The sequence below is a fragment of the Streptomyces ortus genome, assembly GCF_026341275.1.
Taxonomy (GTDB): domain Bacteria; phylum Actinomycetota; class Actinomycetes; order Streptomycetales; family Streptomycetaceae; genus Streptomyces; species Streptomyces ortus.
Window position 1 is genome coordinate 3,126,518 of the sequence record NZ_JAIFZO010000002.1, and the last position, 19,569, is coordinate 3,146,086.

Below are 19,569 nucleotides of genomic sequence, written 5' to 3' on the forward strand. Positions count from 1 at the left end.
AGGTAAAGACCTCATCAAATAGTTTGTGATACGGTTCACGAGAACCCAGGACAGAGCCGAAGGACCGCAGTGCGACGGTTCACCGGCGGTGAGGTTCTCTCGCTGTCCGGGACTACGCTCGTCCATGACGACACCTGCCCCCCTTGAGCAAAGCGGAGTTGCCGCCATGCCCTCCAATGACGTCCGGATCCTCCTCCAGGCCGCTGTGCCCACAGCTGCCGTCGGCGCTGTCGCCGCCGCGGTCAGCGGTGCGGTCGCAGGGGGCAAGGGGGCGGTCGGGGCGCTCGTGGCGACGCTGGTCGTGATCCTTTTCATGGGTGTCGGGCTGTACGTTCTGCAGCGCACCGCCAAAACGCTTCCGCACCTGTTCCAGGCGATGGGTCTGATGCTCTACACGGCACAGATTCTTCTGCTGTTCATCTTTGTCGCCGCGTTCAAGAACACGACGCTGTTCAACCCGAAGGCCTTCGCGATCTCGATCGTCGCCACCACGCTCGCGTGGATCGGCGCACAGGCGCGTGCCCAGATGAAAGCCAAGATCCTCTACGTCGAACCCGAGTCCTCGAAGGGCGACAGGCCCGAGAAGACAGGGCACTCGTCGTGAAGGGTAGGGCCGGGATAAATGCTCGTGGAAGACCCTGCTATCGTCCGGTGCCAACTGCGGCATCGCGGGCGCGGGCATCTGAGCTGACGCCTGCTCAATCGCGAGGCTTGATGCCCCCCAGCCGCCCTCACATCCGTTACACCAGTCCAGTGCCGAACCGCGGCTGCGTGCCGCGCCGACACAACGAGGTTGCCGTACCTATGCGCCACGCTGAAGGAGCCCGCGGTGAGTGCTGACCCGACGCAGGTGCTCGCCTTCGAGACCGACTGCCACATCTTCGACGGCTGTGGATTCCCGGCTCCCGGCCTGCACTCGTTCCTGTTCGAGCCCCTCGTGGGCGATGCGGACAGCAGCGTCTACTTCAACAAAACGATGCTCCTGGCGCTGCTCGGCTCCGTCATCGTCATCGGCTTCTTCTGGGCCGCCTTCCGTAAGCCGAAGGTCGTCCCGGGCAAGCTGCAGATGGTCGCCGAGGCCGGATACGACTTCGTCCGGCGCGGCGTCGTCTACGAGACGATCGGCAAGAAGGAGGGCGAGAAGTACGTACCGCTGGTCGTCTCGCTGTTCTTCTTCATCTGGATGATGAACATCTGGTCGATCGTCCCGGTCGCCCAGTTCCCGGTCACGTCGATCATCTCGTACCCCGCGGTCCTCGCCCTGATCGTGTACGTCCTGTGGGTCTCCCTGACCTTCAAGCGGCACGGATTCGTCGGCGCGTTCAAGAACTTCTCCGGCTACGACAAGTCGCTGGGCCCGGTTCTTCCGCTGGCCATGGGCATCGAGCTCCTCTCGAACCTGATCGTCCGGCCGTTCACGCACGCGGTGCGACTGTTCGCGAACATGTTCGCGGGCCACACCCTGCTGCTGCTGTTCACGATCGCCAGCTGGTACCTGCTCAACGGCATCGGGATCGCCTACGCGGGCGTCTCGTTCATCATGGTGATCGTCATGACGGCGTTCGAGCTGTTCATCCAGGCCCTGCAGGCATACGTCTTCGTGCTTCTGACCTGCACCTTCATCCAGGGCGCGCTCGCCGAGCACCACTGAGCCACCCCGCTAAAACCCCCTAAACGTCCGGTGGTCAACCCCCGCCGGTCCGTACAGAGAAGGAAGAATCAGCATGGCTGCCACTGAGACCCTCGCCGCTGTCTCCGGCTCCCTCGGCTCCATCGGCTACGGCCTTGCCGCGATCGGCCCCGGCGTCGGCGTCGGCATCATCTTCGGTAACGGCACCCAGGCCCTTGCCCGTCAGCCCGAGGCTGCCGGCCTGATCCGTGCCAACCAGATTCTCGGCTTCGCCTTCTGTGAGGCGCTCGCCCTCATCGGCCTGGTCATGCCGTTCGTCTACGGCGTCTGACGTCGGATTCACGACAGACCGCCCACTAGACGAAAGGCACTGATATGAGCCAGCTGCTCACTGTCGCGGCCGAGGAGATGGAAAATCCCCTCATCCCGCCGATTCCCGAGCTGGTCATCGGCCTGATCGCCTTCGTCATCGTCTTCGGCTTCCTCGCCAAGAAGCTGCTCCCGAACATCAACAAGGTTCTGGAGCAGCGCCGCGAGGCCATCGAGGGCGGTATCGAGAAGGCCGAGGCCGCTCAGACCGAAGCCCAGAGCGTGCTGGAGCAGTACAAGGCCCAGCTCGCCGAGGCCCGGCACGAGGCCGCGCGTCTGCGCCAGGAGGCGCAGGAGCAGGGCGCCACGCTCATCGCCGAGATGCGCGCGGAAGGCCAGCGGCAGCGTGAGGAGATCATCGCCGCCGGTCACTCGCAGCTCGCCGCCGACCGCAAGGCCGCCGCGTCCGCGCTGCGCCAGGACGTGGGCCAACTGGCCACCGAACTGGCCGGCAAGATCGTCGGTGAGTCCCTTGAGGACCACGCCCGGCAGAGCCGCACGATCGACCGGTTCCTCGACGGTCTCGACGAGACCGCTTCGAAGGCCGAGGCCACGCGATGAACGGAGCGAGCCGCGAGGCGCTGGCCGCCGCACGCGAGCGTCTCGACGCGCTGACGGACTCCACGTCCGTCGACGCGGCGCAGCTCGCCGGTGAGCTGGCCTCCGTCACCGCGCTCCTCGACCGCGAGGTGTCCCTGCGACGGGTCCTCACCGACCCGGCGCAGGACGGCGAGGCGAAGGCCGAACTGGCCAAGCGTCTCCTCAGCGGTCAGGTCAGCGGCACCACCGCCGACCTGGTGGCCGGTCTGGTGCGCTCCCGCTGGTCGCGCTCGCGCGACCTGGTCGACTCCGTCGAGGAGCTGGCCGACACCGCCGACCTCACGGCGGCGCAGCGGCTGGGCAGGCTCGACGACGTCGAGGACGAGCTGTTCCGGTTCGGCCGGATCGTCGCCTCGAACACCGGGCTGCGCGCGGCGCTGACCGACCGCGGCGCCACGGCGGCGGCCAAGAGCGAGCTGCTGCGCAGCCTGCTCGGCGGCCGGGCCGACGCCGTCACCGAGCGGCTGGTCACGCGCCTTGTGACCGCGCCCCGGGGACGTAGCCTGGAGTCTGGACTCGAATCCCTGTCCAAGCTCGCGGCCGACCGCCGAAACCGCATGGTCGCCGTCGTCACCTCGGCGGTTCCGCTGAGCGACGTGCAGAAGCAGCGCCTCGGCGCCGCCCTCACGAAGCTCTACGGCCACCCGATGCACCTCAACCTCGACGTGGACCCCGATGTCCTCGGCGGGATCCGGGTGCAGGTCGGCGATGAGATCATCAACGGCTCCGTCGCGGACCGGCTGGAAGCAGTCGCCCGCCACATGGCGAGCTAGCGGCAATTCAGTACGCGTACATCAGAAGAACCCGGAAGTTCAGTACACCGCAGTCCGTACACCGCAGTACTTACGGCCCTCGTTGGGCCGTGCAGAGGATTCCTGGGGGCCCGCGGCGCAGCCGCTGAGGGAAAAAGCCCCAGACCCCCCAAGAAAACTTCGGGCCCAACAAGGAGAGCAGGGAACCCAGATGGCGGAGCTCACGATCCGGCCGGAGGAGATCCGGGATGCGCTGGAGAACTTTGTCCAGTCGTACAAGCCGGACGCGGCCTCGCGCGAGGAGGTCGGTACGGTCACCCTTGCCGGCGACGGCATCGCGAAGGTCGAGGGCCTGCCCTCGGCCATGGCCAACGAACTGCTGAAGTTCGAGAACGGCACCCTCGGTCTCGCGCTGAACCTGGAAGAGCGCGAGATCGGTGCGGTCGTCCTCGGTGAGTTCAGCGGCATCGAGGAAGGACAGCCGGTCACGCGTACCGGCGAGGTCCTGTCCGTGGCCGTCGGCGAGGGCTACCTCGGCCGCGTTGTCGACCCGCTCGGCGCCCCGATCGACGGTCTCGGCGAGATCGAGACGTCCGGACGCCGCGCGCTCGAACTGCAGGCACCGGGCGTCATGGCCCGTAAGTCGGTCCACGAGCCGATGGAGACCGGCTACAAGGCCGTCGACGCGATGACCCCGATCGGCCGTGGCCAGCGTCAGCTGATCATCGGCGACCGTCAGACCGGCAAGACCGCGCTGGCCGTCGACACGATCATCAACCAGCGTGACAACTGGCGCACCGGCGACCCGAAGAAGCAGGTCCGCTGCGTCTACGTCGCCATCGGCCAGAAGGGCTCGACCATCGCCTCCGTGCGTGGCGCCCTCGAAGAGGCCGGCGCGCTGGAGTACACGACCATCGTCGCCGCCCCGGCGTCCGACCCGGCCGGCTTCAAGTACCTGGCGCCGTACACCGGCTCGGCCATCGGCCAGCAGTGGATGTACGAGGGCAAGCACGTCCTCATCATCTTCGACGACCTCTCGAAGCAGGCCGACGCCTACCGCGCCGTGTCCCTGCTGCTCCGCCGTCCGCCGGGGCGCGAGGCCTACCCCGGTGACGTCTTCTACCTGCACTCCCGTCTCCTCGAGCGTTGCGCGAAGCTCTCGGACGAGCTGGGCGCGGGCTCGATGACCGGTCTGCCGATCGTCGAGACGAAGGCCAACGACGTGTCGGCGTTCATCCCGACCAACGTCATCTCCATCACCGACGGCCAGTGCTTCCTGGAGTCGGACCTCTTCAACGCCGGTCAGCGCCCCGCGCTGAACGTCGGTATCTCCGTCTCCCGAGTCGGTGGTTCCGCCCAGCACAAGGCGATGAAGCAGGTCTCCGGCCGACTGCGCGTGGACCTCGCCCAGTTCCGTGAGCTGGAGGCGTTCGCCGCCTTCGGTTCCGACCTGGACGCCGCGTCGAAGTCGCAGCTGGACCGCGGTCAGCGGATGGTCGAGCTGCTCAAGCAGGCTCAGTACCAGCCGATGGCCACCGAGGACCAGGTCGTCTCCGTGTGGGCAGGCACCACCGGCAAGATGGACGAGGTTCCGGTCAACGACATCCGCCGCTTCGAGAAGGAGCTGCTCGAGTACCTGCACCGCAAGGAGCAGGGCCTCATGACCTCCATCAAGGAGGGCGGCAAGATGTCGGACGACACCCTGCAGGCCATCGCCGACGCGATCGCGGACTTCAAGAAGCAGTTCGAGACGTCGGACGGCAAGCTGCTCGGCGAGGACACCCCTGCCGCTGCGGGCAAGTGACGACGGAAGGGACCTGACTCATGGGAGCCCAGCTCCGGGTCTACAAGCGTCGCATCAAATCCGTCACCGCGACCAAGAAGATCACCAAGGCGATGGAGATGATCGCCGCCTCGCGTGTCGTCAAGGCGCAGCGCAAGGTACGGGCCTCCACGCCGTACGCGACCGAGCTCACCCGCGCGGTCACGGCCGTCGGGACCGGTTCGAACACCCAGCACCCGCTGACCACGGAGGCTGAGACGGCGACCCGTTCCGCGGTGCTGCTCCTCACGAGCGACCGCGGACTGGCCGGCGCCTTCAACTCCAACGCCATCAAGGCGGCGGAGCAGCTGACCGCCCGTCTGGTGGCCGAGGGCAAGGAGGTCGACACGTACATCGTCGGCCGCCGCGGTCTCGCCCACTACAACTTCCGTGAGCGCAAGGTCTCGGAATCGTGGGCGGGCTTCACCGACGAGCCCTCGTACGCGGACGCGAAGAACGTCGCCGTTCCGCTGATCGAGGCCATCGAGAAGGAGACGGCGGAGGGCGGCGTGGACGAGATCCACATCGTCTACACCGAGTTCGTCTCGATGATGACGCAGACGGCGGTCGACAGCCGCCTGCTGCCGCTCAGCCTCGACGAGGTCGTGGAGGAGTCGTCCAGCAAGGACGAGATCCTTCCGCTCTACGACTTCGAGCCGTCGGCGGAGGACGTCCTGGACGCCCTTCTGCCGCGGTACGTCGAGAGCCGTATCTACAACGCGCTGCTCCAGTCGGCTGCCTCCAAGCACGCCGCCACCCGCCGCGCGATGAAGTCGGCGACCGACAACGCGGGAGACCTGATCACTTCACTCTCCCGACTTGCCAACGCGGCCCGCCAGGCCGAAATCACCCAGGAAATCAGCGAGATCGTCGGTGGCACCGCAGCGCTGGCCGACGCGACCGCGGGGAGTGACAGGTAATGACGACGACAGTTGAGACGGCCGTTGCCACGGGCCGCGTCGCCCGGGTCATCGGCCCGGTCGTCGACGTGGAATTCCCCGTCGACGCCATGCCGGAGATCTACAACGCCCTTCACGTCGAGGTGGCCGACCCGGCCAACGCCGGCGAGAAGAAGACGCTGACCCTTGAGGTCGCCCAGCACCTGGGTGACGGTCTGGTCCGCACCATCTCCATGCAGCCCACCGACGGTCTGGTCCGCCAGGCCGTGGTGACCGACACGGGCACGGGCATCTCCGTCCCGGTCGGTGACTTCACCAAGGGCAAGGTGTTCAACACCCTCGGCGAGGTTCTGAACTCCGACGAGGCCTACGAGGGCGACCGGTGGACCATCCACCGCAAGGCCCCCGCGTTCGACCAGCTCGAGTCGAAGACCGAGATGTTCGAGACGGGCCTGAAGGTCGTCGACCTGCTGACCCCGTACGTCAAGGGCGGCAAGATCGGTCTGTTCGGTGGTGCCGGTGTCGGCAAGACCGTGCTGATCCAGGAAATGATCATGCGTGTCGCCAACCTCCACGAGGGCGTCTCCGTCTTCGCGGGCGTCGGTGAGCGCACCCGTGAGGGCAACGACCTCATCGCGGAGATGGAAGAGAGCGGTGTTCTCGACAAGACCGCTCTCGTCTTCGGCCAGATGGACGAGCCCCCGGGCACCCGTCTGCGCGTGGCCCTGGCCGGTCTGACCATGGCGGAGTACTTCCGCGATGTGCAGAAGCAGGACGTGCTGTTCTTCATCGACAACATCTTCCGCTTCACGCAGGCCGGTTCCGAGGTCTCCACCCTGCTCGGCCGTATGCCGTCCGCGGTCGGTTACCAGCCGAACCTGGCCGACGAGATGGGCCAGCTGCAGGAGCGCATCACCTCGACGCGTGGTCACTCGATCACGTCGATGCAGGCGATCTACGTTCCCGCGGACGACCTGACCGACCCGGCCCCGGCCACCACGTTCGCCCACCTCGACGCGACGACGGTGCTCTCCCGTCCGATCTCCGAGAAGGGCATCTACCCGGCCGTGGACCCGCTGGACTCCACGTCCCGCATCCTGGACCCGCGCTACATCGCGCAGGAGCACTACGACGCCGCCATGCGCGTCAAGACGGTCCTGCAGAAGTACAAGGACCTCCAGGACATCATCGCGATCCTCGGTATCGACGAACTGGGCGAGGAGGACAAGCTCGTCGTCCACCGTGCCCGTCGTGTGGAGCGCTTCCTGTCCCAGAACACCCACGCCGCCAAGCAGTTCACCGGTGTGGACGGGTCGGACGTTCCGCTGGAGGAGTCCATCGCGGCGTTCAACTCGATCATCGACGGGGAGTACGACCACTTCCCGGAGCAGGCGTTCTTCATGTGCGGTGGCATCGAGGACCTGAAGGCCAACGCCAAGGAACTCGGCGTCTCCTGAACCGAAGTGTTCTGAGTGAGAGGGGCGGGGCCGTGCCTCGCGGGGCGGGTCCCGCCCCTCTCACTACGCCCATTAGACTTTGACCCAACACCCGGCAGCGAACGCCGGGTGGTGACCCGAGGAGCCCACCTTGGCTGCTGAGCTGCATGTCGAGCTCGTCGCCGCGGACCGCAGTGTCTGGTCCGGCGAGGCCACCCTGGTCGTCGCGCGTACCACGTCCGGCGACATCGGCGTCATGCCCGGTCACCAGCCGCTGCTCGGTGTGCTGGAGTCGGGCCCGGTGACCATCCGTACGAGTGATGGTGGAACGGTCGTCGCCGCGGTGCACGGCGGTTTCATCTCTTTCGCGGACAACAAGCTGTCGCTGCTGGCCGAGATCGCCGAGTTGTCGGACGAGATCGACGTCCAGCGTGCGGAGCGGGCGTTCGAGCGCGCGAAGTCGGACGCCGACGCGTCCGCAGAGCGCCGCGCGGACGTCCGACTGCGGGCGGTGTCTGCGCACTGAGACCAGCGCGCAGAGGGAAGTGACTCAGCCGCGGCCAGGACCGGAGCTTTTCCGGACCGGGTCGCGGCTGAGGCGATGCGGGTGCTTTTTTCCTTTCCGTTACCTAGGAGACGAGGAGGTCGGTGTCGATGGTCCTCGCTCTGACTGTGGTCGGGTCGGCAGTGCTACTGGTGGCCCTCGGACTCTTCGTCTTCGGCCTGCGTCGCAGAGTGATCCAGCGCTCGGGCGGCACCTTCGACTGCAGCCTGCGTTGGGACGTCCCGGAGAAGACCGACACCAGCGGCAAGGGCTGGGGCTACGGCATCGCCCGCTACAGCGGCGACCGCATCGAGTGGTTCCGTGTCTTCTCGTACGCGCTGAGGCCGCGCCGCGTTCTCGAACGTTCGGCGATCGAGGTGGCCGGCCGGCGGGCGCCGGAGGGCGAGGAGGAGCTGGCGCTGCTCTCCGACGCGATCATCCTCACCTGTGTCCATCGCGGTACGCGTCTGGAGCTCGCCATGAGCGAGGACGCGTTGACCGGGTTCCTCGCGTGGCTGGAAGCGGCGCCGCCCGGGCAGCGAGTGAATGTGGCGTAACCATTCACTCACTGCCCGGGCGGTTGTCGTTCAGGGCCGCGGGGTTGCTAGTTCAGGCCGTTGTTGATGGCCGTCACCAGTTCGCCGTTGGTCGTGTCGCCGCTGAACTCCCAGAAGAACGCGCCGCCCAGGCCCTGGTTCTTGGCCCAGGTCATCTTGGAGCCGATGGTGGCCGGGGTGTCGTAGCTCCACCAGTTGTTGCCGCAGTAGGCGTAGGCCGTACCGGCGATCGTGCCGGTGGCGGGGCAGGAGTTCTTGAGGATCTTGTAGTCCTCGATGCCCGCCTCGTACGTGCCGGGTGCCGCGCCGGTCGCCGTGCCGCCGGGAGCGGCCTGGGTGACGCCGGTCCAGCCGCGCCCGTAGAAGCCGATGCCGAGCAGCAGCTTCTTGGCGGGTACGCCCTTGCTCTTGAGCTTGGCGATCGCGTCGGCCGAGTTGAAGCCGGCCGTCGGGATGCCGCTGTACGAGGTCAGCGGCGAGTGCGGGGCGGTCGGGCCCTGCGCGTTGAAGGCGCCGAAGTAGTCGTACGTCATCACGTTGTACCAGTCGAGGCTCGCGCTGGCGCCGCCGTAGTCGGCCGCGTCGATCTTGCCGCCGGAGGAGCCGTCCGCCGTGATGGCGGCGGTGACCAGGTAGTTGGAGCCGAACTCGGTGCGCAGCGCCTGGCTGAGGGTCTTGAAGGAGCTGAAGCCGGACGTGTCGCAGCTCAGGCCGCAGGCGTTCGGGTACTCCCAGTCGATGTCGATGCCGTCGAAGACGTCTGCCCAGCGCGGGTCCTCCACGAGGGCCTTGCAGGAGGCGGCGAAGGCGGCCGGGTTGGCGGCGGCCTCACCGAAGCCGCCCGAGTAGGTCCAGCCGCCGAACGACCACAGCACCTTGATGTGCGGGTACTTGGCCTTCAGCTGGCGCAGCTGGTTGAAGTTGCCGCGCAGGGGCTGGTCCCAGGTGTCGGCGGTGCCGCTGACGGACTGGTCGGCGGTGTACGCCTTGTCGGTGGCCGCGTAGGAGTCGTCGAGGGTGCACTTGCCGCCCTTGACGTTGCCGAACGCGTAGTTGATGTGCGTGATCTTCGACGCGGAGCCGGAGCTGACCAGGTTCTTCACGTGGTAGTTGCGCCCGTAGACGCCCCACTCGGTGAAGTAGCCGAGCTTGACCTTGTCGCCGGTGGGCGGCTCGGTGGTGCCGCCGGTGGTGCGCACGGCGGTCGCGCCGCTGACCGGTCCGGTCTGGTCGGCGGTGTCACGCGCCTGCACGGTGTACGAGTAGTCGGTGCCGGCGGTCAGACCGGTGTTCGTGTACGAGGTCCCGGTCACCGTGGCGACCTTGGCGCCGTCGCGCAGGACGTCGTAGTTCTTGATGCCCTTGTCGTCGGTGGCCGCGCTCCAGGCGAGCTTCACCGAGGTGTTGGTGATGTCGGAGGCGGTCGGCTTGCCCGGGGCGGAGGGCGCGTTGTCGCCGGGGACCGAGGGGCCGCCGTCACAACTGCCGCCGTTGAGCTTGCAGTTGCTGGGGGAGCCGGTGCCCGAGCCGTTGAAGCCGAAGGAGACGGAGGCGCCCGCGGCGAGGGTGCCGTTCCAGGACTTGTTCTTGGCGGTCCAGTGGGTGCCGGAGCTGGTGACGTCGGCGTCCCAGGCGGAGGTGACCGAGGTGCCCGAGGGGAAGTCCCACTCGACGGTCCAGGAGCTGATGGCCGTGGTGCCGGTGTTCTTGACGGTCCACTTGCCCTCGAAGCCGCTGCCCCAGTCCTGGGTCTTGGCGTAGGTGGCGGTCGCCGACGTGGCGGCGGAGGCGGGGCTGGCGAGCCCGACCAGGGCGGCGAACGGCAGCAGCAGGGTGGTGAACCCCGCTATGGCTCTGTGTCCGAGTCTGCGTCTGAGGCGCATCCGCGTCTCCTTGGGGGAGTTTTATGAGGTGCGCAGGACAATAGAAAGGTCTGGACCATAGGTCAATAGGTCCAGACCACTGTGGGGGTGCGGTGCCACCAGTTGTTACATGCCCAACTCCCGCGCCGGTACGGCCGCCTGCGCCGGACCGCGCACGCCCGGCTTCCCCGGCAGGCGGCTGACGTGCGTCTTCACCACCGCCTCCGGCCGTTGGCCTAGGCCCGGTCGCCGCCCGGGACCCAGAGGACGTCGCCCACCTTCTTGTTCGCCGTTCTGGCCAGGATGAAGAGCAGGTCCGAGAGGCGGTTGAGGTAGGTGGCCGTGAGGGGGTTCATGGACCCCGCGTGGGACTCCATGGCCGTCCAGGTCGAGCGCTCCGCCCGGCGGACCACCGTGCACGCCTGGTGCAGGAGGGCCGCGCCGGGCGTGCCGCCGGGCAGGATGAAGGAGCGCAGCTTCTCCAGCCGGTCGTTGAAGCGGTCGCAGTCCGCCTCCAGCTTGTCGATGTAGAACTGCTCGACGCGCAGCGGCGGGAACTCGGGGTTCTCCACGACCGGCGTCGACAGGTCCGCCCCCACGTCGAACAGGTCGTTCTGGACGCGGGAGAGGACCTTCACGATCTCCTCGTCGAGGTTGCCGAGCGCGATCGCCGTGCCGAGCGCCGCGTTCGCCTCGTTGGCGTCCGCGTACGCCGAGATCCGCGGATCCGTCTTGGCGGTGCGGCTCATGTCGCCGAGGGCGGTGGTGCCCTGGTCGCCGGTCCTGGTGTAGATGCGCGTCAGATTGACCATGCGGCCAGCGTAGTTACGCCCCGGCCGTCCGGAACACGCGTGTGCCCACTGTCACGGCGAGTCCCGCGAAGCCGGCGGCCACGAGGACCCCGTACGCCATGGAGGCGGTGGCGTACGAGCCGACGTACGCGTCCCGCATCGCGTCCACCAGATAGCGCAGCGGCATGACGTGCGAGAGGGCGTCCAGCCAGCCCGGGGCCAGCGACATCGGCAGCATCAGGCCGGACAGGAGCATGGAGGGCATGGCCAGGGCGTTGACCGTCGGGCCGAACGTGTGGGGCGAGCTGACGCGCATGGCCAGCGCGTAGGAGAGCGAGGCGAGCGAGAGCGTCAGGAGTGCGACGAAGGCGAAGCCGATCAGGATGCCCGCCACGGGTGCGCGCAGGCCCATCGCCACGGCGGCCAGGACCAGCAGGACCGCCTGGAGCACGAAGACGGCCGTGTCGCGCAGCACCCGGCCGAGCAGGAGCGCGAGCCGGCTGACCGGGGTGACGCGCATCCGCTCCACGACCCCGAGGTTCTTCTCGATGATGATCATGAACCCGGCGAACGAGGCCCCGAACAGGCCGAGTTGGAGCAGCAGTCCCGGTACCAGGACCTGCCAGGAGCTCCCGCTGCCGCCCAGTGGCAGATCGGTGAGCAGGGGGCCGAAGAAGAGCAGGTACAGCAGCGGCATCAGTACGCCGAAGAGCATCGCGAATCTGGAGCGCAGGGTCTGGCGGAGATAGCGCCCGAAGATCAGCGCGGTGTCCTGGAAGAGCATGTCGGTCACGACCTCATGAGTTCGGACGGCTGGACGGTTGCGGGGGCGGGGGCCGCCGGCTCCGGGGTGCGGCCGGTGATCGCCAGGAAGGTGTCCTGGAGGCTCGCGTCGATCGACCCCCCGTACCGGAGCTTGAGCGCGCTCGGTGTGCCCTCCGCGACCACGACACCCCCGTCGACGATCACCAGCCGGTCGGCGAGCGCGTCCGCCTCGTCAAGGTAGTGGGTGGTGAGGAGGACGGTGGTGCCGTGCTCGTCGCGGAGACGGCGGACGAGGTCCCAGAGGTCGGCGCGGCTCGCCGGGTCCAGGCCGGTGGTCGGCTCGTCGAGGAACAGCACCTCCGGGCGGTGGACGAGGCCGAGCGCGAGGTCGAGGCGGCGGCGCTGACCGCCGGAGAGCGCCGACGTCTTCCGGTCGAGAAGGCCGCTCAGGCCGAGGTCGAGGGCCAGTTCGCCGGCGCGCTCTACCGCCTGTGGCTTCGTCAGGCGGTAGAGGCGGCCCTGCGTGACCAGTTCCTCCCGGACGGAGACCTGCGGGTCGACCCCGCCGGACTGCGCCACGTACCCGCAGACGCGGCGGACGCCCGCCGGGTCGCCGGCCAGGTCGTGGCCCGCGACGGTGGCGGCGCCGCCGGTGGGGGCCAGCAGGGTGGTGAGCATCCGGAGGGTGGTCGTCTTGCCCGCGCCGTTCGGGCCGAGGAGGCCGAGGATCTCGCCCGGCGCGACGGTGAGATCGATGCCGCGGACCGCCTCGACGGGGCCGCTCTTGGTCTGGAAGGTCCGGGCCAGGCCGGCCGTGCTGATGATGGGCATGCGCCAAGAAAAACAGAGGCACCCCAATTTTGCAATGTCTCCAAGTTTTCAGTGAGCCCAATAAATCCGGATCCGGCCTACGATGAGGCCATGGCAGAGGGGCTCAGGGAGCGGAAGAAGCGCGAGACCAGGCAGCGCATCTCGGACATCGCCACGGGACTGTTCCTGGAGCACGGCTTCGTCACCGTGACGATGGTCGACGTCGCCGACGCCGCCGACGTGTCCGTGAACACCGTGTACAACTACTTCCCGGCCAAGGAAGACCTCTTCTTCGACCGCAGCAAGGGCGTCGTCGACCGGCTCTCGCGCTGGGTGCGCGGCCGGGACCCCGGTGAGTCGGCCGCCGCCGCCGTCCTGCGCGAGCTGCGCGAGGAGGTCGAGGCGGTCTCGCCGCGGGTCGGCCTGATGGAGGGGTACGACCGGTTCATGCGCGTCATCCACGACGCGCCGGCCCTGCGCTCCCGGCTGTGGAGCCTGCAGCAGGAGGTGCACGACCACCTGGCGGACACCCTGCGCGAGGAGACGGGCGCGGCCCCGGACGATCCGATGCCCCAGCTGATGGCGGGCCAGATCGGCTGGCTCCACCAGACCGTCATGGGTACCGTCGGGCGGGAGATGGTCGCCGGCCGTGATCCGGCCGAGGTCTCCCGCGAGGTGCTGGCGCTGCTGGACGGCATGGAGGACCTTTTGAGCGAGAAGGTCCTCAACTACGCCGTACGGGCGGCGGAATGAGCCGCCCGGTGTGATGTCCGTCCTATGAGACGTGACGCGCATTACTTAGCGGTCACACGGCACCTCACGAGCGCTAGGGTCCGCCGGAGAGGCAACTCCCAGGCACGTCGTTCGGAGCTGTCTCGCGATGTCAGCGCCGGTCGTGGAGCAGCAGGGAGTCGGACAGTGGCAGGGAAGCTCGCCGTCATCGGGGCCGGACTCATGGGGTCCGGTATCGCCCAGGTCGCCGCACAGGCCGGCTGGGACGTCGTCCTGCGGGATGTCACCGACGCGGCGCTGACCCGGGGCACGGACGGCATCAAGGCCTCGTACGACAAGTTCGTGAGCAAGGGGAAGCTGGACGCGGGCGCGGCCGAAGAGGCACTGGGCCGCATCACCACGACCACCGACCTGGACGCGGTCGCCGACGTCGACATCGTCGTCGAGGCCGTGTTCGAGCAGCTGGACGTCAAGCACGAGATCTTCCGTACGCTCGACACGCTGGTGAAGGACGAGACCGTACTCGCCTCCAACACCTCCGCCATCCCGATCACCAAGATCGCGGCGGCCACCGGGCGCCCGGAGCGGGTCGTCGGCGTCCACTTCTTCTCGCCGGTGCCGATGATGCAGCTCTGCGAACTCGTCCGAGGTCACAAGACCAGCGACGAAGCGCTCGCCACCGCCCGGCAGTTCGCCGAGTCGGTCGGCAAGACCTGCATCGTCGTCAACCGCGACGTGGCCGGCTTCGTCACCACCCGGCTCATCTCGGCGCTCGTCGTCGAGGCGGCCAAGCTGTACGAGTCGGGCGTGGCGACCGCAGAGGACATCGACCTGGCCTGCAAGCTGGGCTTCGGACACGCCATGGGACCGCTCGCCACCGCCGACCTCACGGGTGTCGACATCCTGCTGCACGCGGCGAGCAACATCTACACCGAGTCCCAGGACGAGAAGTTCGCCCCGCCCGAGCTGATGCGCCGGATGGTTGACGCCGGTGACATCGGACGCAAGAGCGGGCAGGGCTTCTACACGTACTGACACCTCGTACCGAACTCCGCGCGGATCCACGGCCCGTCACACCGTCACTCGTCAGGGTGATTTGGGGTATCGGTTCGCTCACGGACGGCAACTTCTGCCCCGGTACGGCAGTCAGTCCTGGCAACACCTCGCACCACAGGACACGACGAAGACGCCGAGTACAAAAACGCACTCTCGGGGAGCGCATATGCACATCAGGGGCGACCACGCCGAGCTGGTCGTCGGGGGCCGCCTCGACGTCCGCAGCGCGGCGGACGCCCGTACGGTCCTGCACTCGGCCATCGACGACGGCGTCGGCGACCTGGTGCTCGACCTGTCAGAGCTGGACTCCTGGGACGCCACCGGACTCGGCGTCATCATGGGAGCCCACCGGCGGGCGGGGCGGTGCGGCCGGAGGCTTGTGCTGCGCGGCGTCAAGCCGCAGATGCAGCGCCTGCTGGTGGCCACCCGCCTCCACCGCATCCTGGCTATCGAGGGCGGTATCGGAGTCGAATCACTGCCCAGGGTCTGATCCCCCGGGCAGCACTTCGGCCTCCTCCGTGCGCGGCTCCGCGTCACAGCCGCAAACGGCGAAGATCGGATCGGAAGCAGCGTACGAAACCCGTACCTCGCGAACAATCCTCACGAAGCTGTGACGTCTCGGACGGCGCGGTACCCCGTGTGTTCGTAGATACTGTGCGAAGGTTTAGGGTTCGCGTGCCCGCGTGTTGATGAACCCGTCAGTGGGCACCGGACCAGAAGCGACAGCGCAGTGTGCGGCAGGCCGGAGGGGGCTCGCACACGACGCTTTTGGGGGGCTTGGACCTATGGACCCGATCAACCAGGGACCCGAAGACCACGGTCACGACGACGACCCGGCGCCACGGCAGCGTCCACCGCGCGAGCCTTTGACGCACGCGCTGGGGCAGGCCGGCGTCCAGCACACACCCGCACCGGCCCGCACCGTCCAGCTGGTCACGGGCGACCATCTGCTCACCGTCAATCCCGTCGACGGCAGCGAGATCGAGCTCTGCCCGCCGGGCCAGCGACCGCCGCGGCCCGCGAAGTTCAGCGCCGCCGAGCGGACCGAGCACACGCGCTCCGCACGGCCGCCCGTCCCGCCCGGGGCGCCGGGGCCCGGACTGCCGCTCCTGGAGCGCCACGAGGAGCGTGAGCGGCTCGTACGGCTGCTCGCGCGCGGACGCTCCGTACGGCTCACCGGGCCCTCGGGCTCGGGCCGCACCGTGCTGCTGGACGCCGTGGCCGAGGACTGCGCCGACCTCGCGCCCGACGGCGTGATCCGCCTCAGCGGCCACCGCCGCACGGGCGACGATCTGCTGCACGAACTCTTCGCCACCGTCTACGACGCTCCGCTGTACCGGCCGGAACAGGACGAACTGCTCGCACTCGTCCACGAGATCGGCGCGGTCGTCGTCCTGGACGACGTGGAGTTCGGCGGCACCGCGCTCGAAGACCTGCTCGACGCCGCACCCGAGTGCGCCTTCCTGGTCTCCGCGACGCCCGAGATCGCCGCGCCGGCCGCCGACTCGCTCCTCGAAGAGGTCTTCCTCAGCGGTCTCGGCCGCGCCGGCGGACTCGAACTGCTGGAGCGCGCCGTCGGCCGCGTCCTGACCGAGGAGGAGGCCAACTGGGCGGGCGACCTCTGGTTCGAGTCCGAGGGGCTCCCGCTGCGCTTCGTCCAGGCCGGCGCCCTGCTGCGCCAGCGCGACCAGCTGAGCACCAACCCGGAGTCCTTCGAGGACTTCGGCCGCTACTCCGGCGAGTACGACGACGCGCCCGCGGACGCGCACCCGGACGCACCCGCGGACGCCTCCACCGACGTGCCCACCGACGCGTCCGGCACCGAGGACCGCCCCGAGGTACCGCTGCCCTCGCTCGCCGAGGGTGCCGCGCCCGCCGCGCTGCTCGCCTCCCGGCTCAGCGAGTCGGCCCGCGCCACCCTGCGCTTCGCCGTCGCCCTGGGCGGCGAGGTGCCGCACCAGGCGCATCTGCCCGCCATCGTGGGGCACACGCACGCGGACGCCGCGCTCGCGGAACTCGTCGGCTGCGCACTCGTCACCCCCGTCGGCTCCCACTACCGGCTCGCGGCCGGGGTGCGGACCCAACTGGAGAGCGCCGGATACGCCGCGGACGCCGAGGAGACCGCCCGCGCCGCCGCCCGGCACTACGCCTGGTGGGCCGGACACCCCTCCGTCACCCCGGAGCGGGTCTGCGCCGAGGCGGACGCCGTGCTCGCCGCCCTGGCCGCCCTGGTGCCGCTGACCGGGGTGCCGGCCGAGGACGAGGAGAACGCCACGGCGGTGGAGCTGGCCCGGACGGCCGCCCCCGCCTTCGCCGCGGGACTGCACTGGAGCGCCTGGGAGCGCGCGCTGCGCTCCGGCAGCGAGGCCGCCCGGCTCGCCGGCGAGGTCTCGGATCAAGCCTATTTCCACCACGAGTTGGGCATCCTCGCGCTCTGCGGCGGACAGCTCGACCGGGCCCGCGCCGAACTGGAGGCCTCCGTCGGCCTGCGCGGCGCCCTCGCCGACAAGCGCGGCACCGTCGCGGGCCGGCGCGCCCTGGCCCTGGTCGCGGACCGTTCGGGCTTCGCGAGCCTGCCGGCCTCGTTCGGACAGGGCGGACCGCCGGCGCTGCCCGCGGGGGCCGGCTCGATGTCCGGCGAGGAGGTGCCCGACGCGCGGTATGAGGAGTCGGCGTCCCCGCCCGGCGGCGTACCGGCCGCGTTCGCGCCGGTCGCATCCCCGCAGGGAGCCGGTGAGCCCGCCACGCTGGTCACGCACCGCACCGGACCCGGTTCGTCGGCGACGGCCGAGGGGGCGCCGGCGGGCGGGTTGAAGGGCCTGGTCAACGGCACCCGGCGTAATCTGGTGGCCGCCGGGGCGGGCGCCCTGCTCGCCGCCGTGCTCGGCACGGTGGTGACCCTCGGCGCGACCTCGAACCCCGACGACAACACCCCGTCGGAGAAGGTCGGCGTCACCCCGTCGGCCAGCGCGGACGACGAGGGCGAAGGGCTCGGCGCGGACCGCCCGAAGAAGGGCAGCAGCGACGTGGAGCCGACCGCCCGGCCGACCGACCCGGGCAAGGACGGCGTCCTCGGGACCGCGGACGACCCGACGCCGACGTCCACCGGCGAACCGTCGGACGACCCGAGCGGTTCGAAGGACCCGAGCCCGACCAGGTCCACGACGAAGCCGCCGTCGTCCACGACGAAGCCGCCGACCTCGCCGAGGCCGTCGACCACCACGAAGCCGCCGAGCCCGACCCCGACCCCGACGCCCACTCCGACGCCGACCGAGCCCTCCGGGGAACCCAGCGGGCCGACCGAACCGTCGACCTCCGACTCGGCCGGCGGCCCCGCGTCCAGCCCCGCCACGAGCAGCGGCTCCGCGGGCAGCGGCGCGCCCGCATCGCCGACGGTGATCTGACACGGGCTGCGAGGCGCGGGGTGGCGTGCCACGCATGACGGTGGGCCGGGACCTGATCACAGGTCCCGGCCCACCGTCATGCCGTACGTAGAATTCCGGCCCGCCTCAGAACAGCCGCAGCTTGTCGTCCTCGATGCCCCGCATCGCGTTGTAGTCGAGGACCGTGCAGCCGATGCCCCGGTCCGTGGCGAGCACCCGGGCCTGCGGCTTGATCTCCTGCGCGGCGAAGATGCCGCGGACCGGCGCGAGATGCGGGTCGCGGTTCAACAGGTCCAGATAGCGCGTCAGTTGCTCCACGCCGTCGATCTCGCCGCGCCGTTTGATCTCCACGGCGACGGTCCCGCCGTCCGCGTCGCGGCACAGGATGTCGACCGGGCCGATGGCCGTCATGTACTCGCGGCGGATCAGCGAGTAGCCCTCACCGAGGATCTCGATCCGGTCGGCGAGCAGCTCCTGGAGGTGCGCCTCCACGCCGTCCTTGATCAGGCCGGGGTCGACGCCCAGCTCGTGCGAGGAGTCGTGGAGGACCTCCTCCATGGTGATGATGAGCTTCTCGCCCGCCTTGTTGACGACGGTCCACACACCTTCGTCGTCCCCTGAACCCTCCTTCAGGGTGCAGGGCGGTGACATCCAGTTGAGGGGCTTGTAGGCCCGGTCGTCGGCATGGATCGAGACGCTGCCGTCCGCCTTCACGAGGATGAGCCGGGGGGCCGACGGGAGATGGGCGGTGAGCCGGCCCGCGTAGTCGACGGAGCAGCGGGCAATGACGAGACGCATGGTCGGCAACGCTACTCGACCGGCACGGGTCGGCGCGATCCGGCCAGGGGGCCCGCTGACCGGAGCCCGTCCCGCCGCCCTCCCTGTCGCCCCTGTTTCCCCGGATAAGCCCTGTTCGAAAGTGGCCGGTTGTGTGCACGTCGGGTCTTCACCGTGTGCCCGATGTCCTGGTGCGGCCACGAACAGTTGCCTACCGTATGAACGGGAGGTCGCGATGCATGTACTCAGCGTGTTCGGCTCGCGGTCTCCTTCCCTGTCCGTCAACCCCCTCTGCCGAGGGGGTGCGAGAGGAGAACCCATGTCGCTGGACGTCTCACCGGCCCTACTCGAAAAGGCCGAGCGAGGCGAGGTCGACGAAGCGGAATTCGTCGACTGCGTCCGGACCTCCCTGCCCTACGCATGGGAGATGATCAGCTCCCTGGTGGCCCAGCTGAAGGTGGACGGCGGCAACTTCGCCGACAACCAGACGCCTCCGCCGGACGAGCAGGCGCGGGGCCAGCTGCTGCGTGCCCTCGCGAGTGACGCGATACGAGGTGCGTTGCAACGGCACTTCGGGGTGCGCCTGGCCTTCCAGAACTGCCACCGGGTGGCGGTGTTCCCGCTGGACGGCTCGGTGGACGACACCCTGGCCCGTTTCACGTCGGTGCGCAGTCAACTGCTGAACCAGTCGCCGGAGTTCCGGGACTGCTGACGCGGTGACGCCGCCCGGCTCGCCGCTCCGTACGCGGGAGGTGTTCTGTACGGGAACGGCGGGTTTCCCGGG

20 protein-coding genes are annotated in these 19,569 nt (G+C 69.0%); 15 read left to right on the forward strand and 5 right to left on the reverse strand.

Annotation, left to right across the window (positions count from 1 at the left end; translation table 11 throughout):
* The first annotated feature begins 166 nt into the window (after nt 1–166).
* The 10 genes from K3769_RS17075 to K3769_RS17120 all read left to right on the forward strand — a co-directional run bounded on the left by K3769_RS17075 (nt 167) and on the right by K3769_RS17120 (nt 8,609).
* Entirely contained in the window at nt 167–604 is a 438-nt protein-coding gene (locus tag K3769_RS17075) for a Cg1360 family ATP-synthase-associated protein (protein ID WP_267027280.1), read from the forward strand.
* Between the two features lie 225 nt (nt 605–829).
* Complete coding sequence (gene atpB / locus K3769_RS17080; protein ID WP_267027281.1) at nt 830–1,651, forward strand: F0F1 ATP synthase subunit A; 822 nt, start codon at nt 830–832, stop codon at nt 1,649–1,651.
* Nucleotides 1,652–1,724: 73 nt separating this feature from the next.
* Complete coding sequence (locus tag K3769_RS17085) at nt 1,725–1,961, forward strand: ATP synthase subunit c family protein (protein ID WP_067273352.1); 237 nt, start codon at nt 1,725–1,727, stop codon at nt 1,959–1,961.
* A 44-nt stretch (nt 1,962–2,005) separates the two neighbouring features.
* Nucleotides 2,006–2,560, forward strand: coding sequence for a F0F1 ATP synthase subunit B (locus K3769_RS17090; protein ID WP_267027282.1), 555 nt, complete (start codon nt 2,006–2,008; stop codon nt 2,558–2,560).
* Nucleotides 2,557–3,372: a F0F1 ATP synthase subunit delta gene (locus K3769_RS17095; protein WP_267027283.1), complete on the forward strand. Its 816-nt coding sequence runs from the start codon at nt 2,557–2,559 to the stop codon at nt 3,370–3,372. The genes K3769_RS17090 and K3769_RS17095 overlap by 4 nt, the downstream gene beginning before the upstream one ends.
* A gap of 190 nt (nt 3,373–3,562) precedes the next feature.
* Complete coding sequence (gene atpA / locus K3769_RS17100) at nt 3,563–5,155, forward strand: F0F1 ATP synthase subunit alpha (RefSeq protein ID WP_267027284.1); 1,593 nt, start codon at nt 3,563–3,565, stop codon at nt 5,153–5,155.
* A gap of 20 nt (nt 5,156–5,175) precedes the next feature.
* On the forward strand, nt 5,176–6,093 hold the full coding sequence (locus K3769_RS17105; protein WP_267027285.1) for a F0F1 ATP synthase subunit gamma: 918 nt from the start codon (nt 5,176–5,178) through the stop codon (nt 6,091–6,093).
* Complete coding sequence (gene atpD / locus K3769_RS17110) at nt 6,093–7,529, forward strand: F0F1 ATP synthase subunit beta (RefSeq protein WP_267027286.1); 1,437 nt, start codon at nt 6,093–6,095, stop codon at nt 7,527–7,529. The genes K3769_RS17105 and atpD overlap by 1 nt, the downstream gene beginning before the upstream one ends.
* Nucleotides 7,530–7,659: 130 nt before the next feature.
* Nucleotides 7,660–8,034, forward strand: coding sequence for a F0F1 ATP synthase subunit epsilon (locus tag K3769_RS17115; RefSeq protein ID WP_107021294.1), 375 nt, complete (start codon nt 7,660–7,662; stop codon nt 8,032–8,034).
* Nucleotides 8,035–8,162: 128 nt separating this feature from the next.
* The gene (locus K3769_RS17120) at nt 8,163–8,609 is read left to right on the forward strand and encodes a DUF2550 domain-containing protein (RefSeq protein ID WP_267027287.1); all 447 of its coding nucleotides are present in this window, start codon (nt 8,163–8,165) and stop codon (nt 8,607–8,609) included.
* Between the two features lie 47 nt (nt 8,610–8,656).
* Here K3769_RS17120 and K3769_RS17125 read toward each other — a convergent pair whose 3' ends face one another.
* The 4 genes from K3769_RS17125 to K3769_RS17140 form a co-directional block, all read right to left on the reverse strand.
* Nucleotides 8,657–10,492 (reverse strand): glycoside hydrolase family 18 chitinase, encoded by a 1,836-nt coding sequence (locus K3769_RS17125; protein WP_267027288.1) that lies wholly within the window; start codon nt 10,490–10,492, stop codon nt 8,657–8,659.
* Between the two features lie 215 nt (nt 10,493–10,707).
* On the reverse strand, nt 10,708–11,283 hold the full coding sequence (locus K3769_RS17130) for a cob(I)yrinic acid a,c-diamide adenosyltransferase (RefSeq protein WP_267027289.1): 576 nt from the start codon (nt 11,281–11,283) through the stop codon (nt 10,708–10,710).
* Between the two features lie 13 nt (nt 11,284–11,296).
* A complete protein-coding gene (locus tag K3769_RS17135; protein ID WP_267031414.1) occupies nt 11,297–12,046 on the reverse strand; it encodes an ABC transporter permease in 750 nt (249 codons plus the stop codon).
* Nucleotides 12,047–12,051: 5 nt separating this feature from the next.
* The gene (locus K3769_RS17140; protein ID WP_267027290.1) at nt 12,052–12,858 is read right to left on the reverse strand and encodes an ABC transporter ATP-binding protein; all 807 of its coding nucleotides are present in this window, start codon (nt 12,856–12,858) and stop codon (nt 12,052–12,054) included.
* Between the two features lie 90 nt (nt 12,859–12,948).
* Between K3769_RS17140 and K3769_RS17145 the strand changes: the two genes are divergently transcribed.
* The 4 genes from K3769_RS17145 (at nt 12,949) to K3769_RS17160 (ending at nt 18,029) form a co-directional block, all read left to right on the forward strand.
* On the forward strand, nt 12,949–13,590 hold the full coding sequence (locus K3769_RS17145; RefSeq protein WP_267027291.1) for a TetR/AcrR family transcriptional regulator: 642 nt from the start codon (nt 12,949–12,951) through the stop codon (nt 13,588–13,590).
* Between the two features lie 165 nt (nt 13,591–13,755).
* The gene (locus K3769_RS17150) at nt 13,756–14,604 is read left to right on the forward strand and encodes a 3-hydroxyacyl-CoA dehydrogenase family protein (RefSeq protein WP_267027292.1); all 849 of its coding nucleotides are present in this window, start codon (nt 13,756–13,758) and stop codon (nt 14,602–14,604) included.
* A gap of 187 nt (nt 14,605–14,791) precedes the next feature.
* Nucleotides 14,792–15,115 (forward strand): STAS domain-containing protein, encoded by a 324-nt coding sequence (locus K3769_RS17155; RefSeq protein ID WP_267027293.1) that lies wholly within the window; start codon nt 14,792–14,794, stop codon nt 15,113–15,115.
* 295 nt (nt 15,116–15,410) lie between these two features.
* Nucleotides 15,411–18,029, forward strand: coding sequence for an ATP-binding protein (locus K3769_RS17160; protein ID WP_267027294.1), 2,619 nt, complete (start codon nt 15,411–15,413; stop codon nt 18,027–18,029).
* A 105-nt stretch (nt 18,030–18,134) separates the two neighbouring features.
* Here K3769_RS17160 and nucS read toward each other — a convergent pair whose 3' ends face one another.
* Entirely contained in the window at nt 18,135–18,806 is a 672-nt protein-coding gene (gene nucS, locus K3769_RS17165) for an endonuclease NucS (RefSeq protein ID WP_267027295.1), read from the reverse strand.
* A 298-nt stretch (nt 18,807–19,104) separates the two neighbouring features.
* Here nucS and K3769_RS17170 point away from each other — a divergent pair, with 298 nt between their 5' ends.
* Complete coding sequence (locus tag K3769_RS17170; protein WP_149511509.1) at nt 19,105–19,497, forward strand: SCO5389 family protein; 393 nt, start codon at nt 19,105–19,107, stop codon at nt 19,495–19,497.
* The last annotated feature ends 72 nt before the right edge of the window (nt 19,498–19,569 follow it).

Coding starts and splice junctions, on each gene's coding strand:
- K3769_RS17075 (WP_267027280.1), top strand. CDS start 167: ATGCCCTCCAATGACGTCCGGATCCTCCTCCAGGCCGCTGTGCCCACA.
- K3769_RS17085 (WP_067273352.1), top strand. CDS start 1,725: ATGGCTGCCACTGAGACCCTCGCCGCTGTCTCCGGCTCCCTCGGCTCC.
- K3769_RS17090 (WP_267027282.1), top strand. CDS start 2,006: ATGAGCCAGCTGCTCACTGTCGCGGCCGAGGAGATGGAAAATCCCCTC.
- K3769_RS17095 (WP_267027283.1), top strand. CDS start 2,557: ATGAACGGAGCGAGCCGCGAGGCGCTGGCCGCCGCACGCGAGCGTCTC.
- atpA (WP_267027284.1), top strand. CDS start 3,563: ATGGCGGAGCTCACGATCCGGCCGGAGGAGATCCGGGATGCGCTGGAG.
- K3769_RS17105 (WP_267027285.1), top strand. CDS start 5,176: ATGGGAGCCCAGCTCCGGGTCTACAAGCGTCGCATCAAATCCGTCACC.
- atpD (WP_267027286.1), top strand. CDS start 6,093: ATGACGACGACAGTTGAGACGGCCGTTGCCACGGGCCGCGTCGCCCGG.
- K3769_RS17120 (WP_267027287.1), top strand. CDS start 8,163: ATGGTCCTCGCTCTGACTGTGGTCGGGTCGGCAGTGCTACTGGTGGCC.
- K3769_RS17125 (WP_267027288.1), bottom strand. CDS start 10,492: ATGCGCCTCAGACGCAGACTCGGACACAGAGCCATAGCGGGGTTCACC.
- K3769_RS17130 (WP_267027289.1), bottom strand. CDS start 11,283: ATGGTCAATCTGACGCGCATCTACACCAGGACCGGCGACCAGGGCACC.
- K3769_RS17135 (WP_267031414.1), bottom strand. CDS start 12,046: ATGCTCTTCCAGGACACCGCGCTGATCTTCGGGCGCTATCTCCGCCAG.
- K3769_RS17140 (WP_267027290.1), bottom strand. CDS start 12,858: ATGCCCATCATCAGCACGGCCGGCCTGGCCCGGACCTTCCAGACCAAG.
- K3769_RS17145 (WP_267027291.1), top strand. CDS start 12,949: ATGGCAGAGGGGCTCAGGGAGCGGAAGAAGCGCGAGACCAGGCAGCGC.
- K3769_RS17155 (WP_267027293.1), top strand. CDS start 14,792: ATGCACATCAGGGGCGACCACGCCGAGCTGGTCGTCGGGGGCCGCCTC.
- K3769_RS17160 (WP_267027294.1), top strand. CDS start 15,411: ATGGACCCGATCAACCAGGGACCCGAAGACCACGGTCACGACGACGAC.
- nucS (WP_267027295.1), bottom strand. CDS start 18,806: ATGCGTCTCGTCATTGCCCGCTGCTCCGTCGACTACGCGGGCCGGCTC.
- K3769_RS17170 (WP_149511509.1), top strand. CDS start 19,105: ATGTCGCTGGACGTCTCACCGGCCCTACTCGAAAAGGCCGAGCGAGGC.